Raw genomic sequence first — 26,069 nt, forward strand, 5'->3', positions numbered from 1 at the left:
CGGTGCCCCCGATCCGGAGACACCGATGCCCTACATCCGCGGCCCGTCATGGCGCCCCCGCAAGATCTTCGGCCACCAGGTCCAGGCGCTTCAGACGACGAAGAACCTCGACCTAGAATGCGACACCGAGTTCCAGCAGGCGAACCTGACTGACCGGGCCCGCGAGATCATGCTGCAACTCAAGCTGACGGCATGGTTCATCCGCCGGCCCAACGAGAAGGCGACCTTCGCGACGCTGGTCTTATTGGACGGCCACCATGAGGCAAGCAATCGCCTCCTGAAGGAGACGTGCCCGTATCAGGGAACGCCCCTGACGACCGACGAAAAGCCCGAATACCTTTACTACGGGCAATACCACTACTCGTTCGTGGACGGCCGGGTGCAGACCTACATGAACGGCAACAAGGACTACCTCTGGAAGCAGGTGAGCGATTACCTCGATTGGATGGCGATCCCGGCTGAAGACAGGAAAGCCCTCGAAGAGATCTCCGCCCTTTAGCGCCGACCCCGCGCAACCATCCAGGACCTTCCGGAGACGACCATGGACGAGATGACCTTCCAGACCAACGGGCTGATGATGCAGCTCGCCGAGATCCGCGAGCGCCAGGCGGCCAACGAGGCTGCACGGGCCACCGCTTCCAGCCTGACCGAGGTCGGGAAAGTCGAGGCCGAGGACGAGCAGATCGCGATGGCGTTGTGGTCGGCCCGCATGTCCTGCCGGGTCATGCCCGATACCCCACCCGAGGAGATCGTGCCCATCCTGGCGGTCCGCGTGGCTGACGCGGGCGCGCACTTCTTCAAGGACAAGCCCAAGGTCGATGGTCACGCGAAGTGGTGCTCGGAGGTCGAGCGCCATGGCGGTCCGAGCATCGACCCGGATTGGCTCCGTGCCTACATGACCGATCACCTCGCAGGTCGCGAGCGGGCCATCGATGCCATCGTCCAGCAGGCCATGGTCATCAGGGACGGCCGGGTGATCCCCCCGGGCGGCGTCCTGATGGACGTCGACACCGGCAAGCCCATCCGAACGGCATGACGACACCGGATGAGCAATCCCGTGCCAGGGACGTTCGCGCCGCCCTCGCGTCGGCCCGCATCGAAGGGGTGAAGATCACCCCCGACGCGATGGCGATCTTCGATGCGTACGTTGCCGGGACCATCGATGACGTCGAGATGGCCCGGCACGTCCTGTCGCTATGCGGTCCGACCCCGCAGCCGGACACACTGGTTTCAGGTGAAGTCGTCCTCAGGTCGTCCTAGCTCGACGGAAGTTTCCTGGGGCGAAACCTAAGTCCTTGATAAAACTGGCGACCCCGGTTGGGCTCGAACCAACGACCTGCCGCTTAGAAGGCGGCTGCTCTATCCAGCTGAGCTACGGAGTCGGGACGCCGGTCCCCCCTCTAGCACCCCCCTCCGGAGCTGTCATCCGCCCTACGAAACCCACGCGTTCCTCCTGCACGGACCCACAGAGCGGGCCCTCGCAGGCCCGGCAGGCCGGCGACGCCGGCAGGCCGGCGACGCCGGCAGGGTCGGTTGCCCGGCGCTGAGATTCCTCGACGGGGATACCGGTGTCCCGAATCCAGCCCCAGAGTGATGGCACAGGCTTGTGAATTCCTCACGGCCGAGGGCGATCGGAAGCGGGCCAAGGACGCGGCCTGGATCTTTGACGCTCCCGCCCCAGCTTGCGCGCCAAGTCTGCCGGTCGGGCCGCCCGAATGAAGCGGTGGCCGGCATCCTTCGACACGGTGGCGATCTTCTCCATCGCGTCGGCGAGGGCCCTGCGCAGGGTATCGCGCGCGTCGCCGCCGGACGACTCCATGTAGGCCCGCTCGATCTCGTCCAACGTGTGCTCACTCGATTCTTCATAAGAACAAATAGAGAACAAAAGAATCGGGGATTTTGATCCTGCAACGGTGCGCAAACAGCGAGGTCCAGTGGCGATCGGTCGCGATCGCGCCGGCCGGAGCGCCGAGTGGAATTCGGCAACTCTGGTACACCTCCCCACGGGACGTCGCGGGTGAGTCTAGAACGGGCCGGCTTCCCGCACTGCTCGCTGATATGCCGAACCATCCGTGCCATCAGCGAGGCCTCGGATGCCGCGCCGCGCGACCCTCCGCCACCCGGCTTCGAGAGGTCCCTGGCCCCAGCGCTTCCATCGCGTCGGGCACGATACGATTCGGCACTGCAGCCCGAACCCACGTGGCCTAAGCGCATGGGCACACTGAGACCGAACCGAGTTCGCTCGTCGCGATTCGATTGATCGACGGGCCCAGCCAACCGGATCAGGGCTCCTGAACCCGGCAGGCGCGCGGCCCTGCCAGCCTATCGAGGCAACGTCCGCCTCGGCCGATGGGCTGCGAAGGCCCCTCAGGATCGTGGCGTCGCTCGCCCCGATCACTGCACGATGGAGCGTTGACCCGGTGGTGGATCTGAAAGCCGACATCGACGCCCTGTCGCTGGAGCCGCGCCCGCTCTAGGTCCTCGTCGTCGCGGGCTCGGCCCGGCGGCTCGACGCCTGCCCCGGTCTCGATGGCAAGGCGCGCTTCCTGATGCACCGGATGGTGGGCCGGTTGTCGGCGGACCTGCAGGTTGACCACGTGGATATCGGCAACGAGCACGGCAAGCCCAAGATCCAGGGCTGCAACGGCTGCGTCGGATCCTCGATGGCCCTCTGCGTCTGCCCCTGCAACTGCTAGAGGCCGGACAGCGACCACCAGCCCGACCTGATGTGGAACGAGAAGCTCTACCAGCGCTTGGCCCGGGCCGCTGTCCGGGCTTTCATCGGTCCGGTCTGGTGGTACGGGCCCACGACGAACCTCAAGGCGATGTTCGACCGCCTCGTGTGCATGAGCGGCGGAAACCCGCGCCCGGATCTCATCGACAAGAAGAGCACCCTCGAGGCGCAGGCCCTTGAGCGTTCCCCACTCTGGAGGGAACTGACCCGGAACCACCTTGAGGGGCGCACCGCCGCCTTCTTCTGCTACGGCAACGAGGGCAGCAACGAGGTCGAGTCCGACGGGCGCCCACGCATTCTCGCACACAAGGCCTGCTTCGGTCCCGACGCCGAGCCGTACCGGGGTGACGAGCGTCTCGCCTATCAGGGTCTGGTCTGGTAGTGCCGCTACAGCGGGATCGAAGTCCCGGACGCGCTCTGGCGCTACGCCAGGACCGGCCTCGATCGCGCCGACGCGGACGATCAGGCCGACGACATGGCCGGGGAGAAGGCCGCCATGGCGACGTTCGACGCCTGGGTCGCGCAGGTCGTGCGCCCCGTGCGCGAGAAGGGGCCGGTCGGCGGGACGGAAGAGGCCGAGCGCGCGGCCCGGTCGACGACCGACTGACCCGCGCGGGCCGGCAGCGTCAGGACTGCGCCGGCTCTGCCCCGCGCAGTCCCTCCGCAGGGAGTTGCTAGGCGGCCTCCGCGATCCGGTCCTGGTGCACGATCGACGTGGCATCGCCATGTTGCTTGAGCGGCCGGTTCCCGCCGAGCCGGCGCAGCAGGACGTAGAACACCGGCGTCAGGAACAGCCCGAACGCGGTGACGCCGATCATGCCGGAGAACACGGCCACGCCCATGGCGCTTCGCATCTCCGAGCCGGCGCCGGTGGCCGTTACCAGGGGCAGGACGCCCATGATGAAGGCCATCGAGGTCATCAGGATCGGGCGCAGCCGCAGGCGGCTCGCCTCGATGGCGGCCTGGATCGGGGTCCGGCCGGCGAATTCCAGTTCCCGGGCGAATTCCACGATCAGGATCGCGTTCTTGGCCGAGAGGCCGACGAGCACGATCAGGCCGATCTGCGTGAAAACGTTGTTGTCGCCCGCCGAGAGCCAGACGCCGAACATCGCCGCGAGCAGGCCCATCGGCACGATCAGCAGGATCGCGAGCGGCAGCGCGAGGCTCTCGTACTGGGCCGCGAGCACGAGGAAGACGAGGAGCAGGGCGAGCGGGAACACCCACATCCCGGAATTGCCCGCGATGAACTCCTGGTAGGTCAGGTCCGTCCATTCGAAGGCGAAGCCGCGCGGCAGGGTCTCGGCCGCGATGCGGGCGGCCGCCGCCTGGGCCTGGCCCGACGAGTAGCCAGGGGCCGCGCCCGCGTTGATGTCGGCGGAGAGGAAGCCGTTGTAGCGCATGGCGCGCTCCGGCCCGGCCGTCTGCCGGACGCGGAGCAGGGCCGCGAGCGGCACCATCTCGCCCGAACCCGCCCGCACCTTCAGCGCCCCGATATCGTCCGAGCGGGCGCGGAAGGGTGCGTCGGCCTGGACCCGGACCGAGTAGGTGCGGCCGAACCGGTTGAAGTCGTTGACGTAGAGCGAGCCGAGATAGATCTGCAGCGTGTCGAAGACGTCCGTGACCGGGATCCGGAGTTGGCGCGCCTTCGTCCGGTCGATGTCGGCGAAGAGCTGCGGCACGTTCATCTGGAAGCTGGAGAACAGGCCGGCGAGTTCGGGCGCCTGGGCGGCCTTGGCCATGAACGCCTTGGTCGCCTCGTTCAGCGCCTCGTAGCCGAGGCCGGCCCGGTCCTCGATCTGCATCTTGAAGCCGCCGATGGTGCCGAGGCCGTTGACGGGCGGGGGCGGGAACATCGCGATGAACGCCTCGGGGATCGCCGCGAACTTCTTGTTCAGCGACTGCGCGATGGCGCCGCCGTTCAGGGACGGCGACTTGCGCTCCTCGAAGGGCTTCAGGGTCGAGAACACGATTCCCGAGTTCGAGCTGTTGGTGAAGCCGTTGATCGACAGGCCCGGGAAGGCGACGGCGCTCTCGACGCCGGGCTCCTTCAGGGCGATTTCGCTCATGCGGCGGATCACGTCCTCGGTCCGGTCGAGGGTGGCGCCGTCCGGCAACTGCGCGAAGCCGACGAGGTACTGCTTGTCCTGGCCCGGCACGAAGCCGCCGGGAATCTGGCGAAACAGCACCACGGTCAGGCCCACGAGCACGAGGTAGAGCACCATCATCGCGCCCTTCCGGGAGACGACGGCTCCGACGCCGCGCCCATAGCCGTCCGAGGCCCGCCCGAAGGCCCGGTTGAAGCGCCGGAAGAACCAGCCGAGCAGCCCGTCGAGGATTCGGGTCAGGCGGTCCTTGGGGGCGTGGTGGTCCTTGAGCAGGAGGGCCGAGAGGGCCGGCGAGAGGGTCAGTGAATTCACGGCCGAGATGACGGTCGAGATCGCGATGGTGAGGGCGAACTGCTTGTAGAACTGGCCCGTCAGCCCGCTGATGAAGGCGAGCGGCACGAACACCGCCACGAGCACCAGGGCGATGGCGATGATCGGCCCCGAGACCTCGCGCATGGCCTGGTAGCTGGCGTCTCGCGGCGATAATCCGCTCTCGATGTTCCGCTCGACGTTCTCCACCACCACGATGGCGTCGTCGACCACGATGCCGATGGCCAGCACGAGGCCGAACAGGCTCAGCGCGTTGATGGAGAAGCCGAAGGCATGCATCACCGCGAAGGTGCCGACGATGGAGACCGGCACGGCGAGAAGCGGGATGATCGAGGCGCGCCAGGTCTGCAGGAACAGGATCACCACGAGGACGACGAGGGCGATGGCCTCCAATAGGGTATGGATGACGGCCTCGATGGAGGCGCGTACGAACTGGGTCGGATCGTAGACGATCTCGTAGTCCACCCCCTCGGGCATGTTGCGCTTGATCTCCGCCATGGTCCGGCGGACCTCGTCGGAAATCTGGATCGCGTTGGACCCGGGCGACTGCGAGATCGGCAGGGCGACGGCGGACTTGTTGTCGAGGAGCGAGCGCAGGGCGTAGTCGGAGGCGCCGAGTTCGATCCGGGCCACGTCGCGCAGGCGGGTGATCTCGCCGCCCTCGCCGGTCTTGACGACGATGTCGCCGAACTGCTCCTCGTCGGTCAGGCGCCCCTCGGCATTGAGCGAGAGCTGGAGGTCGAGGCCCGGGATCGCCGGCGAGGCGCCGATGACGCCGGCCGCCGCCTCGACGTTCTGGGCCTGGATCTCGCGCACGACATCGCCGGCCGAGAGCCCGTGCTCGGCGACCTTCTGCGGGTCGAGCCAGATCCGCATCGCGTAGTCGCCGGAGCCGAAGAGCTGGACCTGGCCGACGCCATCGAGGCGGGCGAGCCGGTCCTTGATGTTCAGCACCGCGTAGTTGCGCAGGTAGGTCATGTCGTAGCGCCCGTTGGGCGAGACGAGGTGCACCACCATGGTCAGGTCCGGCGAGGATTTCACCGTGACGATGCCGAGCTGGCGCACGATGGCCGGTAGGCGCGGCTCGGCCTGCGAGACGCGGTTCTGCACGAGCTGCTGGGCCTTGTCGGGGTCGGTGCCGAGGCGGAACGTGACGGTGAGCGTCATGATGCCGTCGGTCGTGGCCTGGCTCGACATGTAGAGCATGCCCTCGACGCCGTTGATCTGCTCCTCGATCGGCGTCGCCACCGTCTCCACGATGACCTTCGGGTTGGCACCCGGGAAGGTCGCCCGCACGACGACCGAGGGCGGCACCACGTCCGGGTACTCGGAGATCGGCATCGCGAAGAGCGAGATCAGGCCCAGGATGAAGATGAGCACCGAGAGCACGCCGGCGAAGATCGGCCGGTCGATGAAGAACTTCGAGAGGTTCATGCCGCCCTCCTGGGCGCACGGGGAGAGAGGGCGGTCGCGAGGCGGCCGCCGGGAACGCAGAGGCAATCGGGGATGGGAGCGGCGTTCGCCGCCCGTCAGTTCTGCGCGAGCCGGCGCGGCACGGGCGCGGGATCCTGTGGCCGGACGCCCATGGCGACCGGTTCGGGCCGCAGGAGCATGCCGGGCCGGAGGCGCTGCAGGCCGTTGACGACGATGCGCTCGCCGCCGGACAGACCCGACGTCACGACGCGAAGTCCGTCCACGGCCCGCCCCAGGGTGATGGCACGGAACTCGGCCCGATCATCCGCGCCCACCACGAGGACGAACTTCTTGTCCTGGTCGGTGCCGACCGCCCGCTCGTCCACGAGCAGCAGCGCGTCGGGCGTCGCCTGGCCGAGGCGCATGCGGGCGAACTGGCCGGGGATGAGGTGCCCGTCGCCGTTGGCGAAGCTCGCGCGGACCCGGATGGTGCCGCTGCGCGCATCGACCTTGTTGTCGATGAACTGGAGGTGCCCGCGCGCCCGGACGCCGTCGTTGGTGAGCATCTCGACCGGGATGCGGTCGAGCCGGCCGCGCTTGCCCGAAGCTTCCTTGCCCGAAGCTTCCTTGCTCGAAGGTTCGGCGAGGGAGGCCAGGGCCCTGAGGACGACGGTCTCGTCCGCGTCGAAGCTGGCGTAGACGGGATCGACCGAGACCAGCGTGGTCAGCACGGCGGCGCCTGCGCCGGTGGCGACGAGGTTGCCCGGCGTGATCTCACGGCGTCCCACACGTCCGCCGACCGCTGCCCGGACCTGCGTGTAGCCGAGGTTCAGCCGCGCCGCCTCCAGCGTCGCCTTCGCCGCGTCGACGTTGGCCTTCGCCTCCTTGAATGCGTTGGCGCGGACGTCGAGGTCGCGGGCCGTGACGATGCGCTGGTCCGACAGGCGCTGCCCGCGCTCGAGGTCGCTCGCGGTCAGGGCGAGGCGTGCCTCGGCGCCCGCGACCTGTGCCTCCAGGCGCTGGACCTCGGCCGCGTAGGGCGCCGGATCGATGGTCACCAGGAGGTCGCCCGGCTTGACGAGTTCGCCCTCGGTGAAGTGCGTGGCCTGGATGGCGCCGCCGACGCGGGCCCGCACGTCGACCCGGTCGACGGCCTCCAGGCGGCCGGAGAATTCGTCCCAGAGAACCACCGCGCGGGACGCGACGGTGGCGACCGGAACCGGCATCGCCTGCTCGGCCGGCGGGGTCGCGGCGATCGCCGCGGTGCCCCGCGTCACCCAGGATGGGAGGATCTGGACGGATGCGCCCGCCAGCGAAACGAGGGCGACGCCGGCCGCGAGGCTGCGCCGGAGACCGGAACGAGTAAAGAGAGAGTGAGGCGCAGGGTTCACGACCGGCTCCAACATCTGTAGAGTTCGCTACACATGTCGGCGTGGACGTCGGCCGTCAAGAGACTTATCTACCACTCGATATAAAAGTTGGAGCGTACAGACAATGGCGATGGGGCGGCCCCGGTCCTTCGATAGGGACAAAGCCCTCGATGAGGCGATGGAGGTGTTCTGGCGCCACGGCTACGACGGCGCGAGCCTCGCCATGCTGACGAAGGCGATGGGCATCAAGGCGCCGAGCCTCTACGCGGCCTTCGGCAGCAAGGAGGGCCTGCTCAAGGCCGCCCTCGACCGCTACGCCCTCAGGCGATCCGACCACATGCGCTACGTGCTCGCCGGCGCGACGGCGCGCGACGTGGCGGAACGGTTCCTCAGCAGCATCGCCGAGAGCCATACGGATCCCACCAATCCGCCGGGGTGCCTCCTGGTCCAGGGTGGCCTCGCCTGCGGAGCCGGTTCGGAGAACATTCCCTTCGAACTGGCGTCCCGCCGGGCGCAGACGGAGACGGAACTCCTCGGGCGCTTCGTCCAGGCGAAGGCGGAGGGCGACCTCCCGGAGGAGGCGGACCCGGTGGCCCTGGCGCGATTCCTGTCCACGGTCGCCTCCGGCATGGGCGTCATCGCGTCCTCCGGCGCGAACCGCGACGCCCTGCGCGAGGTGGCGCGCGTCTCGCTCGGCGCCTTTTCCGGAAGCGGGAACGCCTGAGCGATACGAGGATCAAAGCCCCGGACGCACTTCGGTGCGATCTGCCCGGCCGGGGATGCGGGCGATGGCCTTGATCTCGAAGTCGAATCCGGCCAGCCAGGTCACGCCCACGGCGGTCCAGTTGGGATAGGGCGCGGTGCCGATCGCGCGATCGCGCACGGCCATCACCGTCTCGAACTGCGCCTCCGACGAGCCCCGCGCCGTTCTCGCCAAAGCGGTCGAGGCGTTCCGCAGCCTCGTCTCCGGCCTGCTGGTGCCCGGAGCCTGAGGGAGCGGGCGCCATCCGCGCCACAGATCGCAGCACCATTGCCGCGCAGTACCGGCCCGTAGATCCGGTCGACCAGTTCCGGGGATTTGCCGTCGAGGCACAGCGCCGTGGCGCCGGGCCCGGGCGCGACGATTCTAAGGCCATCGAACGGGATCAGGATGGGAACCGGCGCGTCGAGCGGTTCGGACAAACAACCCGCCCGCAACGCATGCGTCTCGGGCCTGTTCAGGCAACCCTCCGGGACGAACGACCGTTCGCACGACGAACACCCCGCGTTGCGCAAACGCCAAGCGATCACGTTGTCTGAAGCCGGAAGAGCCTATCATGGACCGCCCCCGCCGCGTCGGCCTGCCCTGGTACGAACCGCAGCACTACGCGTTGCTGCGCCAAATCCTTTCTGACGGCGCGAAGCTGCCGGTGCACTATGAGGCGTGGCGGGTCTCCACCGAGCAGGTCGAACAGGTGGTCCAAAGTAGCGGCGTCGACGTCGTACGCGTGCCGATCGAACCGGATGCGTTCACGGCCTGGTGTGAGCGCACGGACTCCGCGATGGATAGTGCCGCTCGCACCCGGTACGCCGAAGAGGTCCTTGTTCGCAAAGTCTGAAGGTGTCCCAGAGTGCGAGACCTGCGATGACATCGCTCGCGTCAGCTGGGATCTTCGAACCGCATCAGATCCCGGCCGATCATCCTGATGCCTTCATGAAAATCATGAAGACGCGATGGTTTCCATGATTTCCCAGGCCTGAAGCGCGCGAGCGCTGCCCTCACCCTGTCGCGTATTCGAGTTGCGGCGCCCGCACCCGGTCATCGTCGGCCTGCACGGTGACCGGGATGGTCTTGGCCGCCGGAGTCTTGCTGCCGATGGCGTAGTGCCAGATCGGCAGCAGCACGTTGCATTCGGGATAGTAGCCGCCGATGCAGCCGATGGGGATGTCGTAGGCGACGACCAGCATATCGGAAAGGCTGCGGTCGATCCCGTCGTCGGCCACCGTCCTGAGGGTCACGGCCTGCCCGATCTTCAGCCCGAGCCGGTCGATGTCCGAGCGGTTCATCAGCACCACCTTGCGGGTGTTCTTGATGCCCCGGAAGCGGTCGTCGTAGCCGTACACGGTGGTGTTGAACTGGTCGTTCGAGCGCAGGGTCATCAGGCGCAGCACGTCGTGCCCCACCTCCGGCATGTCCGTGTCCTCGTCGAGGCCGCTCGGGGTCACGATGTTGGCCCGGCCCGTCTCCGTGTGCCACTGGCGCTTGCGCGCCGGCAAGTCGCGCTGGAAGCCGCCCGGCTCCCACATCCGGCGTTCGTAATCCCAGAACGAGTCCGGCAGCGTGTCGGAAATCGCTTTGCGGATCTCGGCGTAGTCCTCCTGGTAGGTATCCCAGGGCACGCGTGGATTGGGGTCGAGCACGCGCCGGGCCAGCTCGCAGATGAGCCGGATCTCGCTGATGAGGTGCGGCGAGGCCGGCCGGCGCACGCCCCGGTTGCCGTGGATGCAGGCGGAGGTGTCCTCCATCGAGAGAACCTGCTGTCCCAGCTTCGTCTCGTCGATCTCGATGCGGCTGATCACCGGCAGGATGTAGCTGACCGCACCCGGCAGCAGGGCCGAGCGGTTGAGCTTGGTGATCACGTTGACGGTCAGCCGCAGTCGGCGCCAGGCCGGCTCCATCTGGCCGTGATCGGGAATCGCCCGGACGAAGTTGCCGCCGAGCATGACGAACGCCCGGACCTCGTCCTTCAGGACCGCCTCGCAGGCCTCGATCGTGTTGTAGCCGGCCTCGCGGGGCGGCGCGAAGCCGAACTGCTCGCCGAGCCGGTCGAGGGGGAAGAGCTCCGGCTTCTCGGTGATCCCCACCGTGCGCTGGCCCTGCACGTTCGAATGGCCCCGGATCGGGCAGATGCCGGCGCCCACGCGGCCGAGATTGCCGCGCATCAGCAGGAGGTTGACCAGCATCTGCACGGTCTCGACCCCGGCCCGGTGCTGGGTCAGGCCCATGCCGTAGACGCCGATCACAGCGTGCGAGCGGCCGTAGACGGTCGCGGTGGCCTCCATGTCGGCGCGGCGCAGGCCCGAGCGCCGTTCGAGCTCGTCCCACCCTTGCGCGCGCAGCCAGTCGGCGAAGGTGTCGAAGCCGTGGGTGTGCTCGGCGATGAAGGCTTCGTCCAGTACGGCCGGGCCGCCGGCCGCCCGCGCGGTATCGTGCATCTCCAGCACGGACTTGCAGATGCCGGCGAGTGCCGCGAGGTCGCCGCCCGCCTTCACCTGGTGATACTGCGAGCTGATCCGGGTGTCCTTGCCGGTGAGCATCTCGGTGGGCGATTGCGGGTTCAGGAACCGCTCCAGCCCGCGTTCGCGCAACGGGTTATAGGTGATGATCGGGACGCCGCGCTCGCTCGCTTCCTGCAGCGGATGCAGCATGCGGGGCGCGTTGCTGCCCGGGTTCTGACCGAAGAACAGGATGCAGTCGGACTTCCCGAAATCCTCCAGGGTGACCGTTCCGACCGGTTGTCCGATGCTGGCGGGCAGCGCCACCGAGGTGGTCTCGTGGCACATGTTGGACGAGTCGGGCAGGTTGTTGTTGCCGTAGAGCCGGGCGAAGAGCTGATAGAGGTAGCTCGCCTCGTTCGACAGGCGGCCCGAGCTGTAGAACACGGTACCCTTCTGGCGATCCTCGACGGCGCGCAGTTCGCGTGCGATCTCGTCGAGGGCATGCCCCCAGGAGACGGGCACGTACTTGTCGCTGTCCGCATCATAGCGGAGCGGGTGGGTCAGGCGGCCGGGCTGTTCGAGGTGGAAATCGTCCCAGCCCCGAAGCTCGGTGACGGTGTGCTCGGCGAAGAACTTCGGCGTGCAGCGATGCGCGGTCAGTTCCCAGGCCACCGCCTTGACGCCGTTCTCGCAGAACTCGAACGGCAGCGGGCTCGCGGGCTTCACCCAGGCGCAGCTGTTGCACTGGTAGCCGTCCACCTTGTTGTGGCGGGTCAGCGCGATCGGCACGCTCGCCAGCACGCCCTCCCGCCTCAGGATGTTGCCGACCGAGCGGGCCGATCCCCATCCGCCGGAGGGCAGTCGGTAGGGCTTGAAAGTGGGCTTTTCCAACGAACGATCTCCGTTCCGACGCGACCCTGTCGAACCGACCGGGGAAACATCGGCCGCCCGCTTGGGTTTCACCTCCAACCCAAGGCCAAGACGTTTGTTCGCAAGACGTCAATTGTTCACAAGACGACGTCGGGTCTTAACGGAGGTTAGAATGCTGATCGGGCCAGATTATCTTTTGAAGAAGCCGGAGCGACCCTCGGTCCCGAAAGTGTTCTTCGACACCCAGATCGTGCCGATCGCGGCCAATCTCGCCGGCGGGTGCGAAGTGGCCCTGGACCGGACAGCCAGGCGCCTGCGCGTCCGGCCGATGGTGATCGTCGCCTGGGCCTTGGGCCTGGCGGGGATGAGCCTCGCGGGTTTGTCGACTCTGCGCCGCGAGCGGCGCCGCACAAACCCCTCACACCGTCGAACAACGATCACCTCACGCGATTGACCCTGTCAGATCCGAGACCGTGCCATGACGAGAGCCAAGATCGAACCGACCCCGCCGGATCAAGCGGACCGGCCGCGCGGCCAGTCCCTCGCGGATCTGGCGGCCGAGCGGGCGCCCGGACCACGGGCGCCGGATGAAGACCTCCGGGCGCGTCAGGAACAGCTCCTGGACGAGGCGATCGAGGAAACCTTTCCGGCCAGCGATCCGATCGCCCCGAAGCGGATCACCCGGTAGGCGGCTCGCTTCACCGGAGATCGGGCAGATCCACTGACTTCGTGGCCGGGACACGGGGGTTCGCAAGGAGCGGTTCCGAGACTGGCGACCGGGCGAGAATGGCGAACAGGCATGAACACGCACGCGGGATCCTGAGCGCACGGCCGGGGTCGCCCGCCGAGGCCGGCGCGGGGGATCGCGTCGGGCAGGATACCCTACGGGAGCGCCTGCGCGGCCTCCTGCACGTTCCCGCCTCGCTCGATCCCGCGGGGCCGGTGCCGCTGCTGATCATGCTGCATGGCGCCGGGGCTCGGGCGGGCGACGTGATGCCGATGGTGGCGCCGGCCGCCGACGACCATGGGGTGATCGTTCTGGCACCCGACGCGCGGGGAGCGACCTGGGACGTCATCCAGCCGGGATTCGGGCCCGACGTGGCGACCCTCGACGAGGTGCTCGCGGCCATGTTCCGGGCATATCCCATCGATCCGCAGCGGATCGCCATCGCGGGCTTCTCCGATGGGGCTTCCTATGCCCTGTCACTGGGGCTCGCCAACGGCAGTCTGTTTCGCGACATCCTGGCGTTCTCGCCCGGTTTCGCGGCCCCGGCCCGAACCGAGGGCCGCCCTCGCATCTTCATCGCGCATGGGCGCGAAGACCCGGTGCTGCCCTTCGCGCGCTGCGGCGACCGCCTCGCCGGTTCGCTCCGGAGCGCCGGGTACGATGTCGAAGACAGGCCGTTCTCCGGCGGGCACGTGGTGCCCACCGAGATGGTGCGGGCGGCGTTCGCCCGGTTCCTGGGCTGATCGCCGGCCGCACCGAGACACCGTTGCCCGGCGGTGACCGCAGCAGACGAGCGGAGGAGAGTCATGGCGCCTTCGACCAAGCACAACCCCATCGTCGACCACCTGCGGGGGGCGGCCGAACCGTTGCCCGCGCCGGATGCGCCGGGCTTCGGGGCCTGCTTCGACCGGTTCGGGGAGGCCCGGATCGTGCTGCTGGGCGAGGCCACCCACGGGACGTCTGAGTTCTACCAAGCGCGGGCGGCCATCACGCAGCACCTGATCGAGCATCACGGCTTTCGCGTCATCGCGGTGGAGGCCGACTGGCCGGACGCGGCGATGATCGACCGCTATATCGGGCATCGCGCCGCCACCCCGTTTCCGGGGGACGCCTTCCGGCGCTTCCCGACCTGGATGTGGCGCAATGCGGAAATGCTGGACTTCGCCCGCCGGCTCCGCGACCTCAACATCGGCCGGGCCCCCCAGGACCGGGTGCGGTTCCGCGGCCTCGACGTCTACAGCCTCGGCGCCTCGATGGCGGCGGTTCTGGATTATCTCGACCGGGTCGATCCCGGCGCGGCGCGCCAGGCCCGCGACCGCTACGGCTGCCTGACGCCCTGGCATGCCAAGCCGGAGCGCTACGGCCGCGAGGTGATGTTCGGCGTCAAGCACCCGTGCGAGGCCGCCGTCACCGAAATCCTGACCGACCTTCAGGACAAGCGCGCCGCCTACGCCGCGCAGGATCCGGACGCCTACGTCGATGCGACGCAGAACGCCCGGATCGTACGCGCGGCGGAGCAGTACTACCGCACCCTGTACCGGGGCTCCGTCGAGTCCTGGAACGTGCGCGACCGGCACATGTTCGAGACGCTGCAGACCCTGGTCGCGGGCGGGGACAAGGCGGTGGTGTGGGCCCACAACTCTCATATCGGCCATGCGGGCGCCACCGCGATGGGGTGGGAGGGCGAGTTCAACATCGGCGAACTCGCCAAGACCGCTCACGGCGACGCGGCCGTGCTGATCGGCTTCGGGACCGACCGGGGCACGGTGGCGGCCGCCGACGACTGGGACGCGCCGATGCGGATCATGGACGTGCGCCCTGCCCGCCCCGACAGTCACGAGGCGCTGTTCCGCGAGGCCGGCCTGCCGCTCAGCCTGACCGACCTGCGCGAGGCACAAGCCCTGCGCGAGGCTCTTGCCCAGCCCCGTCTCGAGCGCGCAATCGGCGTCGTCTACCGGCCGGACACCGAGCGGGTGAGCCACTATTTCGACGCGGTGCTGCCCGAGCAGTTCGACGCCTATGTCTGGTTCGAGGAGACCCGCGCGGTCACGCCGCTGGCGCGCAAGCCTGCGGGGGCCGGCGAGGACCTGACCTTTCCCTCGGGCCTCTGAGGCCCGAGGCCCTCAGGGCTTGTAGCGATCCTCGGGTTTCGGGCGATCCGGGTCGGTCTCGCGCGTCCCCGGGCCTGCGGTCTCGGTCAGGCGGCGGTGGCTCGGCGCCCGGTCGCCGGATTCCTGATGGTCCGGGCTGCTCTGGCTGACATGGTCGAGGCTGGCGGACACGCTCGCTCCGGCCAGTCCCTCCGCCCGGTCCTCGCCCGTCGTGTTGCTGGTCATGGTGGCGGACTCCGATCTGGATGCTGCAGGCCTCTGGATGCTGCAGGCCTCTGGATGCTGCAGGCCTCGGGATGCTGCGAGACGAGGGACGCTCAGCGGCTGGGCCGCTTGAGGGAACCGGTCGGTTCGTCGCGGTTCTGCCCGCCCCCCGTGCCGATCGAGCCGGCGCTGGGCGGCGCACAACCTGATGGTCGGTTCCGTCTGCGGCCTCACCTGCGACTGCCTCGGCCTGATCGGCTTCGCCCTCGCGGCCCTGCGCCAGCACGCCGCCGCCCGCCGCGTCGCGCCGGGTCTCGCCGCGCGGGTCTGACGCCGACTTGCCTCAGGCGGCGAGTGGATCGGCGAAGGCCTCCGGCAGGAATTGGGGCAGGTCGCGCATCGTGCCGAACACGCGCTCTGCGCCCGCCGCCAGGAGGCGCGCGCCGTGGTCGGGATGGCAATGGCCGCCGCCGGTGAAGCCGAAGACGCGCAGGCCGGCCGCCCTGGCCGCCGTCACACCGGGCACGCTGTCCTCGATCACCACGCAGTCGCGGATGTCGGCCCGCATCCAGCCGGCGGCGTAGAGGAAGACGTCCGGCGCCGGCTTGCCGCGGGCGACCGACGACGCGCTGACCACGTTTCCCCCGAAGTGGTGCAGCAGGCCGGTGGTCTCGAGGCCGAGCCGGAGCTTGCCCGGTGCGCTGCTCGAGGCGACGCAGACGGGCGCGCGGAGCCGGTTCAGGATGTCGGCGACGCCCTCGACCGCCCGCAACTCCGTGGCGTAGGCCTGCGTGATCCTGGCGTGCATCTGCGGCACGAAGCGCTCCGGCAGCGGGCGTCCGCCGCGATCGCGCGATCTCGGCGAGCATCTCCGGCTCCGGACGGCCCGCGAAGCGGGCGATCACATCCGTCGTGGTGATGGGATAGCCATGTGCGGTCAGTTCCTCGGCGACGAGCCCGCAGACCAGGATCTCGCTGTCGATCATGACGCCGTCGCAGTCGAAGATCAGGGTCGGCGCGGCGGACGGGTCTGTGCTGGACAAGGGCAAGCTGTCTGACTCCAAGGAGAATTCGGACGGGTTGGATCTCAGGGCCGGAACGTACCGTCGCGTAAGGCGCCCTCGATCGCCTCCAGGCTGCGCCCGGCGGTCTCGGGCACGAAGCGGAGCACGAACAGGAAGGCCGCGACGTTCAGGGCGCCGTAGAGCAGCATGACGCCGCCGGTTCCGAGCGCGTCCACGAGGGTGAGGGCCGAGGCCGTGACCACGAGGTTCGAGCCCCAGACCATGGTCGCCTGGGCGCTGGTGCCGGCCGCGCGCACCGAGAGCGGGTACATTTCCGAGCCGCTGAGCCAGCCGACCACCTGGATGCCGCCGGCATTGAAGAACATGAAGGCCAGCAGGCAGGCGAGGATCGGCCAGGAGCGGTCGCCGCCCGCGAGCCCGAAGGTGAGCAGGCCCCCCAGTAAGAAGAGACTGAGGGCGGCGCCGGGCAGCATGAACAGCGAGAGGTTGCGTCGACCGACGCGGTCGACGATGGCGAGGCCGATGGCGGTCATCACCGCGTAGACGAGGCCGAGCCAGAGGGTCGAGCGCAGGGCGGTGGCGTGGTCGACACCGACCCCGGTCAGCAGCGTCGGCGCGTAGTAGATCATCATCTCGATGCCGGTGAGCTGCGTGAAGGCGGCGATGCCGAGCGCCGCCAGCACGGCGGGGCGCACCCAGCCCTGCGCAAGGCCGCGCCAGCCCTTCACGGGGGCGGATTTCTCGACCTCCACCACCCGCTCGATCTCGCCGAGTTCGCGGTCGAGATCCGTCCCCGGCGGGCGTACCCGCGCGAGATCCCGGCGGGCGGCATCGCTCCGGTCCCGGCCCACGAGCCAGCGCGGGCTTTCCGGCAGGACGAACGTGCAGGCGCACAGGATCGCGGCCGGGAGGATGGCCGCGCCGATCATCCAGCGCCAGGACAGCATCTCGCGGAATTCGGAGGCGACGAGGTTGGCCGAGAGGATGCCGAGCCCGATCGCCACGTTGAACATCGTCACGCAGCGCCCGCGCCGGTTGGCCGGGGCGAGTTCGGCGAGATAGACCGGGACCGCCTGCGAGGAGGCGCCGACGGCCAGCCCCAGCACGATCCGGGCGGCGATGAGGAGGCCGGCACTCGGCGCAAGGCTGGAGGCGAGGGCGCCGACGACGTAGACGGTCGCCAGCACCGTCAAGGTCCGGCGCCGCCCGACGCGCTCGGTGAGCCAGCCGCCCGCCAGCGACCCGCCGATGGCGCCCACCAGGATCGCGGCGGCCGTCATCTCCTGCATGCGGTGGTCGAGGCCGAACTCGTCGCGGATCGCCAGGAGGGCGCCCGAGATGATCCCGGTGTCGTAGCCGTAGAGGAAGCCCGCCAGGGCCCCGACGCCCACCACGAAGATGAGAAAGGGGCTGAAGCGCGCCCGCGCCCGCCCGCCCTCGGTCGCGCCGGCGACCTCCACCGTCGTGGGCAGGCGCGACGCCTCAGCGCGCGCGGACATCGGTGACGATCCCGGTGTCGATGAAGGTTCCGGATTCGACGAGGCGCAGCAGGCTGAGCAGACCGCGTCCGGCGGCGGGCGGGACGATGCCCCGCTCGGCCTCGTAGGCGCCGATCGGCCCGTTGATCCGGTCCGCGAAGCGCCGGCTGAAGGCGTCGATCGGCGTCGTGTCGCCGGGGGCCGGAGCCTGGAAGCGCGCCAGGATGCGGGTGATCGGGTCTTCGGTCGAGAGGAAACGCTGCAGGATCGCGGTCGCCGCACCCGCGAGATACGCGTCGACATCGATATCCCGCACGAAGTCGGCATAGGCCGGGTCGCGTCGGAGCAGGATCGCCACGCCGTCGCGCATCTCGTCCATCACCGCGATGGCGTGGCGGCGATGCTCGGGCGAGGTCGCGATGAAGGCGTTGAGCTTCATCGCGCGGTCCCCGCCGCTGGCCCGGAACGCCTCCAGGGCGATCAGCCAGTGGGTGCCGTTGAGGAGCCAGCCCTTGATCTGCTTTTCGACGTCGAGGTGGCGGCTGAACTCGATCGCGGTCCCGGCGCAGAGCGTGCGCAAGGGCTCCGTCCGCTCGGTCAGCTCCAGCTTGAGCGAGGCATAGGGCTCCGTCCGCACGCCGACTACCGGATGGGCACCGGAGGTGTCCTCCTCGATCTCGACGCACATCCGGTCGACCAGGGCGGCCACCGGAATCACCTGCCGGCGCGTGGAGGGCATCACGGCGGCGGCGCAGGCGGGCCCGTCGAGCACCGCCTGCGCCGAGACGGTGTTCTCGCAAGCGACGAGCGCGATCGGGCCGATGGGCTCGCCCGCCTCCTTCATCTGCGAGAGCGTGTTGAGGGTCTCGACGACGGGGCCGTAATTCTCGTGCTTCAGGACGGAGGCCGTGACGACGACGCCCCGGTGCTTGGCCGCCGAGGCCTGCGCGATGGCCCGCACGGTGGGGCGAATCGTCGCCGGGTCGTAGGTGTGGAAGCTGTCGTACGCGATGGTCTCGCGGCGGGTGTCGACCGCGTCCAGCATGCGCAGCCGGTAGGTTCGATCGGGATTGTCCCTCAGGAGCGCGTTCCGGCGCGCCGCCCCGAGAGCGGTTTCGCCGGTCGCGTTGGCACCGGAGACCGCCCGGTTCAGCAGAACGGTTTGCGTATGGAGCGACCGGAAGGCCGGAACGACGAGGCCGAGACCCAGCCGGCCGGTGCCGAAATGCAGATGCAGCATGGATGAGCGACCTGTTTTGAAAGCGTGGTCCCCGGCCAAGCGCATGGCCCCGCGGCGGGCGCAGGCGCAAAGCCGGGGATCGGATGGTGGATCAGGAGGCTGCGCGCTTGGAGGTGTCGCGTCGGACGCCGACGCGATGAGCCTCGGCGATGCGCCGGGCGGCCGGAATATTGTTGAGGACGATACTGATTAGCACAAGCTTATCCGGTAGATTTGTCGATCCGATACGCTGATCGTTCATCGTGAAACCTCATGCAAAAGGAGATGTTGCGACAAACCGCGCGATGGCCGCGCTGATCCGGTTTGAAATCGTACCGAGGCCGTGATCGTCGGAATTGAAACGGACGGACCTGCGGCGTGGGTCGTGATCGCCGGCATCCGCAGGACGGTGTTTGGGACGGACGAATGACCCGAGTCCCTGCCGGTGGCGAAGCAATCGGCGCACGCAGCTGCGCACACGCTTCGCCAAGTGTGTTCGCCAAGTGTGCTCGGCATGTGTGATCGCTCCGGTCGGTCAAACCGTCGATCAGGTCTGAACAAGTCCTGCCAGGCTCCGGTTTCTGAACCGACGTCGAACTTGCGTCGATCTTGCGAGGTGCCTGCGGAGTGAAGTCCGAGACAATCGATGCGCCCCGGCTTGGAACGGCCCTGATTGCCGGCGCAAACGGCATCATCGGCAAGGCTCTGATGGAGGAACTCGGTTCGACGCCGGGTTGGCACGCCCGCGCCCTGTCGCGCCGCCCGCACGGATCGGCCGGGTCCATCGCCGTGGACCTCGGCGATGCGGGTGCGACCCGTGCCGCGCTCCGGGAGGCACGGGACACGACGCACCTGTTCTACGCCGCGCTGGCACCGCAACCGAGCCTTGCGGAGGAAGATCGCGTCAACGGGGCAATGCTGCGCAACCTGCTCGACGGGCTGGAGGCCCACGATGCGCCGCTGCGGCGGGTGGTGCTCTACCAGGGCGCCAAGGTCTACGGGGTTCATCTCGGGCCCGTGCCGTCACCCTTCTACGAGGACGATCCGCGCCACATCGGACCGAACTTCTACTTCACCCAGGAGGATGAACTGCGGACGCGCGCAGCGCGCGGCGGCCCGGCCTGGGCGATCCTGCGGCCAGATGTCGTGGTCGGGGATGCCGCCGGAAATGCCATGAACATCGCCATGGTGATCGGGGCCTACGCGGCCCTGTGCCGGGCGGAGGGGGCAGCCTTCCGCTTCCCCGGCCCCGCCCATGTCTATGAGGGCGTGCTGGCCCAGGTCACCGATGCCGGCGCCCTCGCCCGGGCGAGCCTCTGGGCGGCGACGGCGGAGGCGGCGCGCGGGGAGGCCTTCAACTATGTGCACGAGCCCTTCCGCTGGCGCCGGGTCTGGGAGACGCTCGCGGTGGCGCTCGACCTGCCCCTCGGGCCGCCGGTTCCCCTGAGACTCGCGACCCACATGGCCGATAAGGCGTCGGCCTGGGAGCGTCTGGTGGCCGAACAGGGCCTGCGCGAGACGCCCTATGCGCGCGCGGTCGGCTGGGGTTTCGGCGACTTCGTGTTTCACAGCGATTTCGACCTCGTCTCCGACATGGGCAAGATCCGTCGCGCCGGCTTCGACGAAAGCGTCGACAGCATCGCGGCCCTGCTGGGGGCCATCGGACGCCTCCAGGCGGCGAAGGTTCTGCCGCGTTGAGGCCGTAGCGCCCCGCGCGGTGCTCCTGCGGGTCCTGGGCTCCGGTACGCATCCCGGCAACGCGCGATCCTGACCTTTCAAGCGCGGGGCCAAGGCCCGTCCGGGCACGCGCGGACGCCGCTGCCCATGAGACCGTTTTCCTTGCGATCAACCGGTCGACGCTGCCCGCTGCACTGGGCGGCCTCGCCGAACTTGGCGGCCGGATCGCGGCGCCGCGGCCGAGGCGAAAGCGGTGATGCACACGCTCATCGACCGACACGGCTTCTTCGGCATCAATCTTGGTTCTCTCGCGAATGGGGGCCGTCTCGGACAGTTCCCGGGCGGCCCTTTACCAGCAATCAACCTCGTCAGGTTCGCCTGAGCACGAGGCGACCGAGCGTGACCGCTTTGTCATCACTTTGAAACCGATCGGCATCATACGCGCGATCGGCCCGTAGCGCCTGAGCTAGCAGAAGGAAGACCCTCATGCCCTTCGTCACCACCTCCGACGGCGTCGAAATCTTCTTCAAGGACTGGGGTCCGCGGGATGCGCAGCCCATCGTCTTCCACCATGGCTGGCCGCTCTCCTCCGACGATTGGGACGCGCAGATGCTGTTCTTCGTCGCGCAGGGCTTCCGCGTCGTCGCGCACGACCGGCGCGGCCACGGCCGCTCGGCCCAGGTCTCCGAAGGTCACACGATGGACGCCTACGCCGCCGACGCGGCCGCCGTCGTTCGTCATCTCGACCTGCGCAACGCCGTCCATGTCGGTCATTCCACCGGCGGCGGCGAGGTGGCCCGCTACGTCGCCCGGCACGGCGAGCCGGACGGTCGCGTCGCCAAGGCCGTGCTCGTGAGCGCCGTGACGCCGCTCATGCTCCAGATCCCCGACAATCCGGGCGGCCTGCCGATCACGGTCTTCGACGGCTTCCGTCAGGCGCTCGCCGCCAACCGGGCGCAGTTCTTCCTCGACGTGCCGACGGGGCCCTTCTACGGCTTCAACCGCGACGGCGCGACGGTGCATCCGGGCGTGATCACCAACTGGTGGCGCCAGGGCATGATGGGCAGCGCCAAGGCGCATTACGACGGCATCGCGGCCTTCTCCGAAACCGACCAGCGCGAGGACCTGAAGGCGATCGGCGTCCCGACGCTCGTCCTGCACGGCGAAGACGATCAGATCGTGCCGATCGACGCGGCGGCGCGCGAGTCGATCAAGCTCCTCCGCCACGGCACGCTGAAGACCTATCCGGGCTTCAGCCACGGCATGCTCACCGTCGACGCCGACACGCTGAACGCCGACATCCTCGCCTTCGTCCGGGGTTAGGCTCCCGATGCAGGCGGGCCGCGGCGACGCGGTCCGCCGACCGCGAAGGCTCCCGGGACGATCCGATCACGACCGGCAATGCCGTGACGAGACACGCGAGGCATGCGATGACCGACGACACGCCCGAGATCGCCCTGGTGCGCCTGTTCTTCGAACACATCAACGCCGACCGCTTCGATGATGCGATCGACTTGCTGGCCGAGGCGGTTTTCTACCACAACATCCCGTTGCCGGAGATCCGGGGCCGGGAGAACGCCCGACGCTTCCATAAGACCTTCGGGGTCGGCGACCGCATCCGGGTCGACTGGAAGCTGCTGCGCATCGCCCAGGACGGCGATACCGTTCTGACCGAGAGACTCGATCTCTTCACCGCCCCGAACGGGAACCGCATCGCGCTGCCGACCATGGGCAGCATGCGCGTCGGCAACGGGGCGATCACGGAATGGCGGGACTATTTCGACCTCGCCAGCTTCGAGAGACAGGCGGCCGCGTTGCAAGGCTGATCCGCGCGGTGGCGCCATCCTCGCGTGCCGCGGCCTTCGGCGAGGATGGCATGCGCCGAAGCGGGTTGCGGGCGGAGCCGGCCGATGCGATAGGGCGCGCCGGGTGCTCGGTCCGTCGGTCGGAACGGCAGGGTTTAGCGTTGGTCGGGCCGCCAGCGTCGGAGACCTGCGACCATGCCGTCACTCCTGCGTCCCCTTTCGATGTTGCGCGCTACGCTCGCCAACGAGGCCGGCGGCGGCATCGTCCTGATGGCGAGCGCCGCGCTCGCCCTGGTCATCGCCAACTCGCCGGCCGCGCCGATCTACTTCGCGACGCTCGAGGCCTATCTCGGACCCTTGAGCGTGCTGCACTGGGTCAACGACGGCCTGATGGCGGTGTTCTTCCTGCTCGTCGGCCTGGAGATCAAGCGCGAGGTCCTCGACGGTCGGCTGCGCACCTGGCCGGACCGCGTCCTCCCGGGCATCGCGGCTTTGGGCGGCATGGTCGCCCCCGCCCTGGTGTATGTCGCCGTCAACCGGCACTCGCCCGAGACCCTGCGCGGCTGGGCGATCCCGACGGCCACCGACATCGCCTTCGCGCTCGGGGTGCTGGCCCTGCTGGGCTCGCGCGTCCCGGTCTCGCTCAAGATCTTCCTGACGGCGCTCGCCATCATCGATGACCTCGGCGCGGTCCTCATCATCGCCGCGTTCTACACCGCCGACCTGTCGTTGCCGATGCTGGGCGGCGCGGCCGTGGTGTTCGCGATCCTGTTCGGGATGAACAAGGCGGGGGTCAGCCGGCTGACGCCCTACCTCGCCCTCGGCGCCGTGCTGTGGTTTCTGGTCCTCAAGTCGGGCATCCACGCCACCATCGCCGGCGTCCTCCTCGCCCTGACGATCCCGCTCCGCCTGAGCGTCGGCAAGCCGGACGATCCGACCTCCCCGCTGCACATCCTCGAACACGCGATCCACCCGTGGTCCGCCTACCTGGTGCTCCCCGTGTTCGGCTTCGCCAACGCGGGCGTCTCGTTCGCCGGCATGACGACCAAGATGCTGCTCGATCCCGTGACCCTCGGGGTGGCCCTCGGCCTGTTCGTCGGCAAGCAGGTCGGCGTGTTCGGGGCCGTGGTCGCCGCGGTGAAGCTCGGCCTCGCACAGCGTCCCGCCCATGCCGGGTGGTGGCAGCTCTACGGGCTCTCGCTCCTCTGCGGGGTCGGCTTCACCATGAGCCTGTTCATCGGATTGCTGGCCTTCGCCGACAGCCCAGAACTGGAAGCGGAGACCAAGATCGGCGTCCTGCTCGGCTCCCTGTCCTGCATGGCTTTGGGGGCTCTCGTGCTCCTGCTCGCCCCGAAATCGGAGATGGCGGGCCTTCGGACACCGAAGGGCGCCTGAATCGCCGATGCCTGCGCTCGCCTGGATCGTCCCGGCGACGGGCCTCCGCGCCATTCCGCCGGCGGCCCTGCTTGGACGCGGGTGCTGACACAACCCCTGATGCTGTGGCGCGCACCCGCATCGGCATCGCCCGGTGGAAGCTTCGCCAAGTCACGGGTTGAACTCCGGCCGATTTCGGGCGACCCGGTGCCACGCGCCGCCGGTCCCCAACCCGACCTTTCGTCCAGAGGAACCGCCCCATGCAAGCCGTTGGTTTCCACGCGTCCCTCCCCGTCGAGAATGCCGAGGCGCTCGTCGACCTCGACCTCGCCGATCCCGTCCCGAACCCGCGTGACCTTCGCGTCCGGGTGCAGGCCGTCTCGGTCAACCCGGTCGACACCAAGGTCCGTGCCCGGACCGTGCCCGCTGGCGGACAGCCGCACATCCTCGGCTACGATGCGGCCGGAATCGTCGAATCGGTGGGGGCCGAAGCCAGCCTGTTCAAGCCGGGGGACGCGGTGTTCTATGCCGGCGCGCTCGGGCGCCCGGGCACGAATGCCGAACTGCATTGCGTGGACGAACGCATCGTCGGCCGAAAGCCCGCCTCGCTCTCGTTCGCCGAGGCCGCGGCCCTGCCGCTCACCGCGATCACGGCCTGGGAAGCCCTGTTCGATCGGCTCGATGTGCGCAGGCCCGTCGCGGGAGCCGGCCATGCGCTCCTCATCATCGGGGGTGCCGGCGGCGTCGGCTCCATCGCGACGCAGCTCGCGCGGCGGCTCACCGACCTGACCGTCATCACGACGGCCTCACGGCCCGAGACGGCGGCCTGGAGCCGGGACCTCGGCGCCCATCACGTGATCGACCACAGCCGGCCGCTCGGCGCCGAGGTCGCCGCCCTCGGCCTCGGTGCGCCGGCCTTCGTGTTCTCCACCACGGCCACGGACCGGCACATGGCGGAGATCGCCGGGCTGATCGCGCCGCAGGGGCGGTTCGCGCTCATCGACGACCCGGCCAGCCTCGACGTGCTGCCCTTCAAGCGCAAGAGCGTCTCGACGCACTGGGAGTTCATGTTCACGCGCTCGATGTTCGAGACCGCCGACATGGACGCACAGGGACGACTCCTCGACGAGGTCTCGCGCCTCGTGGATGCGGGCACGCTGAGGACCACCTTCGCGGAGAGTTTCGGGCCGATCTCGGCCGCCAACCTCCGGCGCGCCCATGCGCTGATCGAGAGCGGGCGCGCCAAGGGCAAGATCGTACTGGACGGCTGGGCCTGAGCGAAGCGGCTCGCCGGCGCCTCAGTTGGGGGGCCGACCGGCCTGTCCGCGAAACGCCCGAAGCAGCGCCTGCAGGTCACATTCCTGGACAAGGTCCGCCGCTTCCTCGGCGGCGTACCAGCGCCGCTCGCGCTGCGTCTGCTCCGGCCAGCTCTTGCGCTCCTCGCTCACCTGCAGGGGATAGACCTTGACCGCGCAGGCCAGGGCGCGGCCGTCGCCCAGCTGCTTGTCGTAACGGTAGTGCCCGATCGCCTTCTTGCCGATCCGCCCCTTCAGGCCCGCTTCCTCGAACGCTTCCTGCTCGGCCGCGCGGTGGTCCTTGCGGCCGCGCATGGGCCAGCCCTTCGGGATGATCCAACGCTTGGTTTCGCGGGACGTGACGAGGAGGATCTCGGGGCGGCCCTCCGCATCGAGTCGGAATGGAAGGGCCGCGATCTGGATTCGAGGGCCGTGCTTCTTCTTCAGCGTCGTGTCTCCCGCGCCCTGACAATTCTTTGGGCAAGTCTGATCTGCAACCAACGCGCCGACATTCACTTTAGTTGATCTGCCGGCACAGTTTCGCCCAAGGATGTGGGATTCGGGTCACGCTTTCGCTCCCGCGCGGGACCCTTGCGTTCCGCCACGCGATGCGTCAGAAGGTCGCCCACACAACTACCGTAGGTTCTGTATGCCGATCGAGATCGAGCGCAAGTTCCTCGCCCACCGGGCCGTGCTGGAGCACTGCCGCACCGGTGTCTGCATCGTTCAAGGGTACCTTTTCACGGATTGTGACAACACGGTGCGGGTGCGCCGCATGGGCGAGCGCTACTTCGTGGCCTGGAAGGGCAAGCGCCGTGGCGTCTGCCGCGAGGAGGTGGAGCAGGAGGTCGAGCCCGAGATCGGCGCCGCGCTGCTCGCCACGATCTCGCCCTTGAACCGGATCGAGAAAACCCGCCACCGCATTCCCGTCCACGGCCATGTCTGGGAGGTGGACCTCTTCGCCGGCAAGCTCGACGGTCTGATCCTGGCCGAGGTCGAACTCGGCCGCGAGGACGAGGCAGTGGTGCTCCCGGCCTGGGTCGGTCGGGAGGTGACGATGGACGAGCGCTACCGCAACTCCCGGTTGGCGGCCCGCGCGCTCGGCTTCCTCACCGTCGCCGCCTGACTCCTGCT

Annotated in this window: 28 protein-coding genes, 1 tRNA gene and 1 pseudogene; 18 read left to right on the forward strand and 12 right to left on the reverse strand. The window is 68.9% G+C overall.

All coding sequences use genetic code 11. The features are described 5' to 3' along the window. The first annotated feature begins 25 nt into the window (after positions 1 to 25). Genes OF380_RS01110 through OF380_RS01120 form a run of 3 tightly spaced genes read left to right on the forward strand, consistent with a single transcriptional unit; the run spans position 26 to position 1,260 of the window. The gene (locus OF380_RS01110) at positions 26 to 499 is read left to right on the forward strand and encodes a hypothetical protein (protein ID WP_264048954.1); all 474 of its coding nucleotides are present in this window, start codon (positions 26 to 28) and stop codon (positions 497 to 499) included. A gap of 42 nt (positions 500 to 541) precedes the next feature. Beyond that, positions 542 to 1,036: a hypothetical protein gene (locus OF380_RS01115; protein ID WP_264048955.1), complete on the forward strand. Its 495-nt coding sequence runs from the start codon at positions 542 to 544 to the stop codon at positions 1,034 to 1,036. Then, complete coding sequence (locus OF380_RS01120; RefSeq protein ID WP_264048956.1) at positions 1,033 to 1,260, forward strand: antitoxin VbhA family protein; 228 nt, start codon at positions 1,033 to 1,035, stop codon at positions 1,258 to 1,260. The genes OF380_RS01115 and OF380_RS01120 overlap by 4 nt, the downstream gene beginning before the upstream one ends. A gap of 45 nt (positions 1,261 to 1,305) precedes the next feature. On the opposite strand, the gene OF380_RS01125 is transcribed toward OF380_RS01120, so the two are convergent. Both OF380_RS01125 and OF380_RS01130 read right to left on the reverse strand, forming a co-directional pair. Further along, a tRNA-Arg gene (locus OF380_RS01125) sits at positions 1,306 to 1,382 on the reverse strand. 233 nt (positions 1,383 to 1,615) lie between these two features. After that, the gene (locus tag OF380_RS01130) at positions 1,616 to 1,843 is read right to left on the reverse strand and encodes a hypothetical protein (RefSeq protein ID WP_264048957.1); all 228 of its coding nucleotides are present in this window, start codon (positions 1,841 to 1,843) and stop codon (positions 1,616 to 1,618) included. A gap of 715 nt (positions 1,844 to 2,558) precedes the next feature. Here OF380_RS01130 and OF380_RS01135 point away from each other — a divergent pair. Beyond that, positions 2,559 to 2,696 carry a hypothetical protein gene (locus OF380_RS01135; RefSeq protein ID WP_264048958.1) on the forward strand — a complete coding sequence of 46 codons (138 nt, stop codon included), beginning with the start codon at positions 2,559 to 2,561 and terminating at the stop codon, positions 2,694 to 2,696. A gap of 30 nt (positions 2,697 to 2,726) precedes the next feature. Next, positions 2,727 to 3,116, forward strand: a complete 390-nt coding sequence (locus OF380_RS01140) for an NAD(P)H-dependent oxidoreductase (protein WP_264048959.1) — start codon at positions 2,727 to 2,729, stop codon at positions 3,114 to 3,116. Positions 3,117 to 3,408: 292 nt separating this feature from the next. Here OF380_RS01140 and OF380_RS01145 read toward each other — a convergent pair whose 3' ends face one another. Next, positions 3,409 to 6,603, reverse strand: a complete 3,195-nt coding sequence (locus OF380_RS01145; protein ID WP_264048960.1) for an efflux RND transporter permease subunit — start codon at positions 6,601 to 6,603, stop codon at positions 3,409 to 3,411. A 95-nt stretch (positions 6,604 to 6,698) separates the two neighbouring features. Continuing rightward, positions 6,699 to 7,988 (reverse strand): efflux RND transporter periplasmic adaptor subunit, encoded by a 1,290-nt coding sequence (locus OF380_RS01150; protein WP_264048961.1) that lies wholly within the window; start codon positions 7,986 to 7,988, stop codon positions 6,699 to 6,701. Between the two features lie 88 nt (positions 7,989 to 8,076). Here OF380_RS01150 and OF380_RS01155 point away from each other — a divergent pair, with 88 nt between their 5' ends. After that, positions 8,077 to 8,676, forward strand: coding sequence for a TetR/AcrR family transcriptional regulator (locus OF380_RS01155; protein ID WP_264048962.1), 600 nt, complete (start codon positions 8,077 to 8,079; stop codon positions 8,674 to 8,676). 12 nt (positions 8,677 to 8,688) lie between these two features. On the opposite strand, the pseudogene OF380_RS01160 reads toward OF380_RS01155, so the two are convergent. Beyond that, positions 8,689 to 8,862 (reverse strand): annotated as a pseudogene (locus OF380_RS01160) (RidA family protein); the annotation flags it as partial. A 406-nt stretch (positions 8,863 to 9,268) separates the two neighbouring features. On the opposite strand from OF380_RS01160, the gene OF380_RS01165 reads away from it, so the two are divergent. Next, positions 9,269 to 9,550: a hypothetical protein gene (locus OF380_RS01165; RefSeq protein ID WP_264048963.1), complete on the forward strand. Its 282-nt coding sequence runs from the start codon at positions 9,269 to 9,271 to the stop codon at positions 9,548 to 9,550. 160 nt (positions 9,551 to 9,710) lie between these two features. Here the strand turns inward: OF380_RS01165 and OF380_RS01170 are convergent, their stop codons facing one another. Continuing rightward, complete coding sequence (locus tag OF380_RS01170) at positions 9,711 to 12,041, reverse strand: FdhF/YdeP family oxidoreductase (protein ID WP_264048964.1); 2,331 nt, start codon at positions 12,039 to 12,041, stop codon at positions 9,711 to 9,713. Positions 12,042 to 12,192: 151 nt separating this feature from the next. Here OF380_RS01170 and OF380_RS01175 point away from each other — a divergent pair, with 151 nt between their 5' ends. From OF380_RS01175 to OF380_RS01190, 4 genes are all read left to right on the forward strand, one after another. Further along, positions 12,193 to 12,474, forward strand: a complete 282-nt coding sequence (locus OF380_RS01175; protein ID WP_264048965.1) for a hypothetical protein — start codon at positions 12,193 to 12,195, stop codon at positions 12,472 to 12,474. A gap of 24 nt (positions 12,475 to 12,498) precedes the next feature. Then, positions 12,499 to 12,708, forward strand: coding sequence for a hypothetical protein (locus tag OF380_RS01180; protein WP_264048966.1), 210 nt, complete (start codon positions 12,499 to 12,501; stop codon positions 12,706 to 12,708). 98 nt (positions 12,709 to 12,806) lie between these two features. After that, entirely contained in the window at positions 12,807 to 13,490 is a 684-nt protein-coding gene (locus tag OF380_RS01185) for an alpha/beta hydrolase (protein ID WP_264048967.1), read from the forward strand. A 63-nt stretch (positions 13,491 to 13,553) separates the two neighbouring features. Then, positions 13,554 to 14,858, forward strand: a complete 1,305-nt coding sequence (locus OF380_RS01190; protein WP_264048968.1) for an erythromycin esterase family protein — start codon at positions 13,554 to 13,556, stop codon at positions 14,856 to 14,858. 12 nt (positions 14,859 to 14,870) lie between these two features. Here the strand turns inward: OF380_RS01190 and OF380_RS01195 are convergent, their stop codons facing one another. After that, positions 14,871 to 15,083: a hypothetical protein gene (locus OF380_RS01195; RefSeq protein ID WP_264048969.1), complete on the reverse strand. Its 213-nt coding sequence runs from the start codon at positions 15,081 to 15,083 to the stop codon at positions 14,871 to 14,873. A gap of 187 nt (positions 15,084 to 15,270) precedes the next feature. On the opposite strand from OF380_RS01195, the gene OF380_RS01200 reads away from it, so the two are divergent. Continuing rightward, positions 15,271 to 15,393 (forward strand): hypothetical protein, encoded by a 123-nt coding sequence (locus OF380_RS01200; RefSeq protein ID WP_264048971.1) that lies wholly within the window; start codon positions 15,271 to 15,273, stop codon positions 15,391 to 15,393. A 12-nt stretch (positions 15,394 to 15,405) separates the two neighbouring features. On the opposite strand, the gene OF380_RS01205 is transcribed toward OF380_RS01200, so the two are convergent. From OF380_RS01205 to OF380_RS01220, 4 genes are all read right to left on the reverse strand, one after another. Continuing rightward, a complete protein-coding gene (locus OF380_RS01205; protein ID WP_264048972.1) occupies positions 15,406 to 15,879 on the reverse strand; it encodes an HAD-IA family hydrolase in 474 nt (157 codons plus the stop codon). A 270-nt stretch (positions 15,880 to 16,149) separates the two neighbouring features. Then, positions 16,150 to 17,586, reverse strand: a complete 1,437-nt coding sequence (locus tag OF380_RS01210) for a sugar porter family MFS transporter (RefSeq protein WP_264048973.1) — start codon at positions 17,584 to 17,586, stop codon at positions 16,150 to 16,152. Further along, entirely contained in the window at positions 17,570 to 18,805 is a 1,236-nt protein-coding gene (locus OF380_RS01215) for a hypothetical protein (protein WP_264048974.1), read from the reverse strand. Before OF380_RS01215 ends, OF380_RS01210 begins: the two co-directional genes overlap by 17 nt. A gap of 91 nt (positions 18,806 to 18,896) precedes the next feature. Further along, a complete protein-coding gene (locus tag OF380_RS01220) occupies positions 18,897 to 19,046 on the reverse strand; it encodes a hypothetical protein (protein ID WP_264048975.1) in 150 nt (49 codons plus the stop codon). A 365-nt stretch (positions 19,047 to 19,411) separates the two neighbouring features. Here OF380_RS01220 and OF380_RS01225 point away from each other — a divergent pair, with 365 nt between their 5' ends. The 5 genes from OF380_RS01225 (at position 19,412) to OF380_RS01245 (ending at position 24,917) form a co-directional block, all read left to right on the forward strand. After that, positions 19,412 to 20,482 carry an SDR family oxidoreductase gene (locus OF380_RS01225; RefSeq protein ID WP_264048976.1) on the forward strand — a complete coding sequence of 357 codons (1,071 nt, stop codon included), beginning with the start codon at positions 19,412 to 19,414 and terminating at the stop codon, positions 20,480 to 20,482. Positions 20,483 to 20,947: 465 nt separating this feature from the next. Continuing rightward, positions 20,948 to 21,784: an alpha/beta fold hydrolase gene (locus OF380_RS01230; RefSeq protein ID WP_264048977.1), complete on the forward strand. Its 837-nt coding sequence runs from the start codon at positions 20,948 to 20,950 to the stop codon at positions 21,782 to 21,784. 107 nt (positions 21,785 to 21,891) lie between these two features. Beyond that, positions 21,892 to 22,287: a limonene-1,2-epoxide hydrolase family protein gene (locus tag OF380_RS01235; RefSeq protein ID WP_264048978.1), complete on the forward strand. Its 396-nt coding sequence runs from the start codon at positions 21,892 to 21,894 to the stop codon at positions 22,285 to 22,287. A gap of 174 nt (positions 22,288 to 22,461) precedes the next feature. After that, positions 22,462 to 23,661 carry a Na+/H+ antiporter NhaA gene (gene nhaA, locus OF380_RS01240; protein ID WP_264048979.1) on the forward strand — a complete coding sequence of 400 codons (1,200 nt, stop codon included), beginning with the start codon at positions 22,462 to 22,464 and terminating at the stop codon, positions 23,659 to 23,661. 239 nt (positions 23,662 to 23,900) lie between these two features. Continuing rightward, positions 23,901 to 24,917, forward strand: a complete 1,017-nt coding sequence (locus OF380_RS01245; RefSeq protein WP_264048980.1) for a zinc-binding alcohol dehydrogenase family protein — start codon at positions 23,901 to 23,903, stop codon at positions 24,915 to 24,917. Positions 24,918 to 24,938: 21 nt separating this feature from the next. On the opposite strand, the gene OF380_RS01250 is transcribed toward OF380_RS01245, so the two are convergent. Beyond that, positions 24,939 to 25,451, reverse strand: a complete 513-nt coding sequence (locus OF380_RS01250) for an NUDIX hydrolase (protein ID WP_318784404.1) — start codon at positions 25,449 to 25,451, stop codon at positions 24,939 to 24,941. 133 nt (positions 25,452 to 25,584) lie between these two features. On the opposite strand from OF380_RS01250, the gene OF380_RS01255 reads away from it, so the two are divergent. Further along, positions 25,585 to 26,061 carry a CYTH domain-containing protein gene (locus OF380_RS01255; RefSeq protein WP_264048981.1) on the forward strand — a complete coding sequence of 159 codons (477 nt, stop codon included), beginning with the start codon at positions 25,585 to 25,587 and terminating at the stop codon, positions 26,059 to 26,061. Positions 26,062 to 26,069 lie beyond the last annotated feature (8 nt).

Origin of the sequence: Methylobacterium sp. FF17, from assembly GCF_025813715.1 — a bacterium.
In the GTDB taxonomy this organism is placed as follows: Bacteria; Pseudomonadota; Alphaproteobacteria; order Rhizobiales; family Beijerinckiaceae; genus Methylobacterium; species Methylobacterium flocculans.

What these genes read in the sequence shown, in the direction of transcription:
- OF380_RS01110 (WP_264048954.1), top strand. Translation starts at nt 26, where the DNA reads ATGCCCTACATCCGCGGCCCGTCATGGCGCCCCCGCAAGATCTTCGGC.
- OF380_RS01115 (WP_264048955.1), top strand. Translation starts at nt 542, where the DNA reads ATGGACGAGATGACCTTCCAGACCAACGGGCTGATGATGCAGCTCGCC.
- OF380_RS01120 (WP_264048956.1), top strand. Translation starts at nt 1,033, where the DNA reads ATGACGACACCGGATGAGCAATCCCGTGCCAGGGACGTTCGCGCCGCC.
- OF380_RS01135 (WP_264048958.1), top strand. Translation starts at nt 2,559, where the DNA reads ATGGTGGGCCGGTTGTCGGCGGACCTGCAGGTTGACCACGTGGATATC.
- OF380_RS01140 (WP_264048959.1), top strand. Translation starts at nt 2,727, where the DNA reads ATGTGGAACGAGAAGCTCTACCAGCGCTTGGCCCGGGCCGCTGTCCGG.
- OF380_RS01145 (WP_264048960.1), bottom strand. Translation starts at nt 6,603, where the DNA reads ATGAACCTCTCGAAGTTCTTCATCGACCGGCCGATCTTCGCCGGCGTG.
- OF380_RS01150 (WP_264048961.1), bottom strand. Translation starts at nt 7,988, where the DNA reads ATGTTGGAGCCGGTCGTGAACCCTGCGCCTCACTCTCTCTTTACTCGT.
- OF380_RS01155 (WP_264048962.1), top strand. Translation starts at nt 8,077, where the DNA reads ATGGCGATGGGGCGGCCCCGGTCCTTCGATAGGGACAAAGCCCTCGAT.
- OF380_RS01165 (WP_264048963.1), top strand. Translation starts at nt 9,269, where the DNA reads ATGGACCGCCCCCGCCGCGTCGGCCTGCCCTGGTACGAACCGCAGCAC.
- OF380_RS01175 (WP_264048965.1), top strand. Translation starts at nt 12,193, where the DNA reads ATGCTGATCGGGCCAGATTATCTTTTGAAGAAGCCGGAGCGACCCTCG.
- OF380_RS01180 (WP_264048966.1), top strand. Translation starts at nt 12,499, where the DNA reads ATGACGAGAGCCAAGATCGAACCGACCCCGCCGGATCAAGCGGACCGG.
- OF380_RS01185 (WP_264048967.1), top strand. Translation starts at nt 12,807, where the DNA reads ATGGCGAACAGGCATGAACACGCACGCGGGATCCTGAGCGCACGGCCG.
- OF380_RS01190 (WP_264048968.1), top strand. Translation starts at nt 13,554, where the DNA reads ATGGCGCCTTCGACCAAGCACAACCCCATCGTCGACCACCTGCGGGGG.
- OF380_RS01195 (WP_264048969.1), bottom strand. Translation starts at nt 15,083, where the DNA reads ATGACCAGCAACACGACGGGCGAGGACCGGGCGGAGGGACTGGCCGGA.
- OF380_RS01200 (WP_264048971.1), top strand. Translation starts at nt 15,271, where the DNA reads ATGGTCGGTTCCGTCTGCGGCCTCACCTGCGACTGCCTCGGCCTGATC.
- OF380_RS01210 (WP_264048973.1), bottom strand. Translation starts at nt 17,586, where the DNA reads ATGTCCGCGCGCGCTGAGGCGTCGCGCCTGCCCACGACGGTGGAGGTC.
- OF380_RS01215 (WP_264048974.1), bottom strand. Translation starts at nt 18,805, where the DNA reads ATGCTGCATCTGCATTTCGGCACCGGCCGGCTGGGTCTCGGCCTCGTC.
- OF380_RS01220 (WP_264048975.1), bottom strand. Translation starts at nt 19,046, where the DNA reads ATGAACGATCAGCGTATCGGATCGACAAATCTACCGGATAAGCTTGTG.
- OF380_RS01230 (WP_264048977.1), top strand. Translation starts at nt 20,948, where the DNA reads ATGCCCTTCGTCACCACCTCCGACGGCGTCGAAATCTTCTTCAAGGAC.
- OF380_RS01235 (WP_264048978.1), top strand. Translation starts at nt 21,892, where the DNA reads ATGACCGACGACACGCCCGAGATCGCCCTGGTGCGCCTGTTCTTCGAA.
- nhaA (WP_264048979.1), top strand. Translation starts at nt 22,462, where the DNA reads ATGCCGTCACTCCTGCGTCCCCTTTCGATGTTGCGCGCTACGCTCGCC.
- OF380_RS01245 (WP_264048980.1), top strand. Translation starts at nt 23,901, where the DNA reads ATGCAAGCCGTTGGTTTCCACGCGTCCCTCCCCGTCGAGAATGCCGAG.
- OF380_RS01255 (WP_264048981.1), top strand. Translation starts at nt 25,585, where the DNA reads ATGCCGATCGAGATCGAGCGCAAGTTCCTCGCCCACCGGGCCGTGCTG.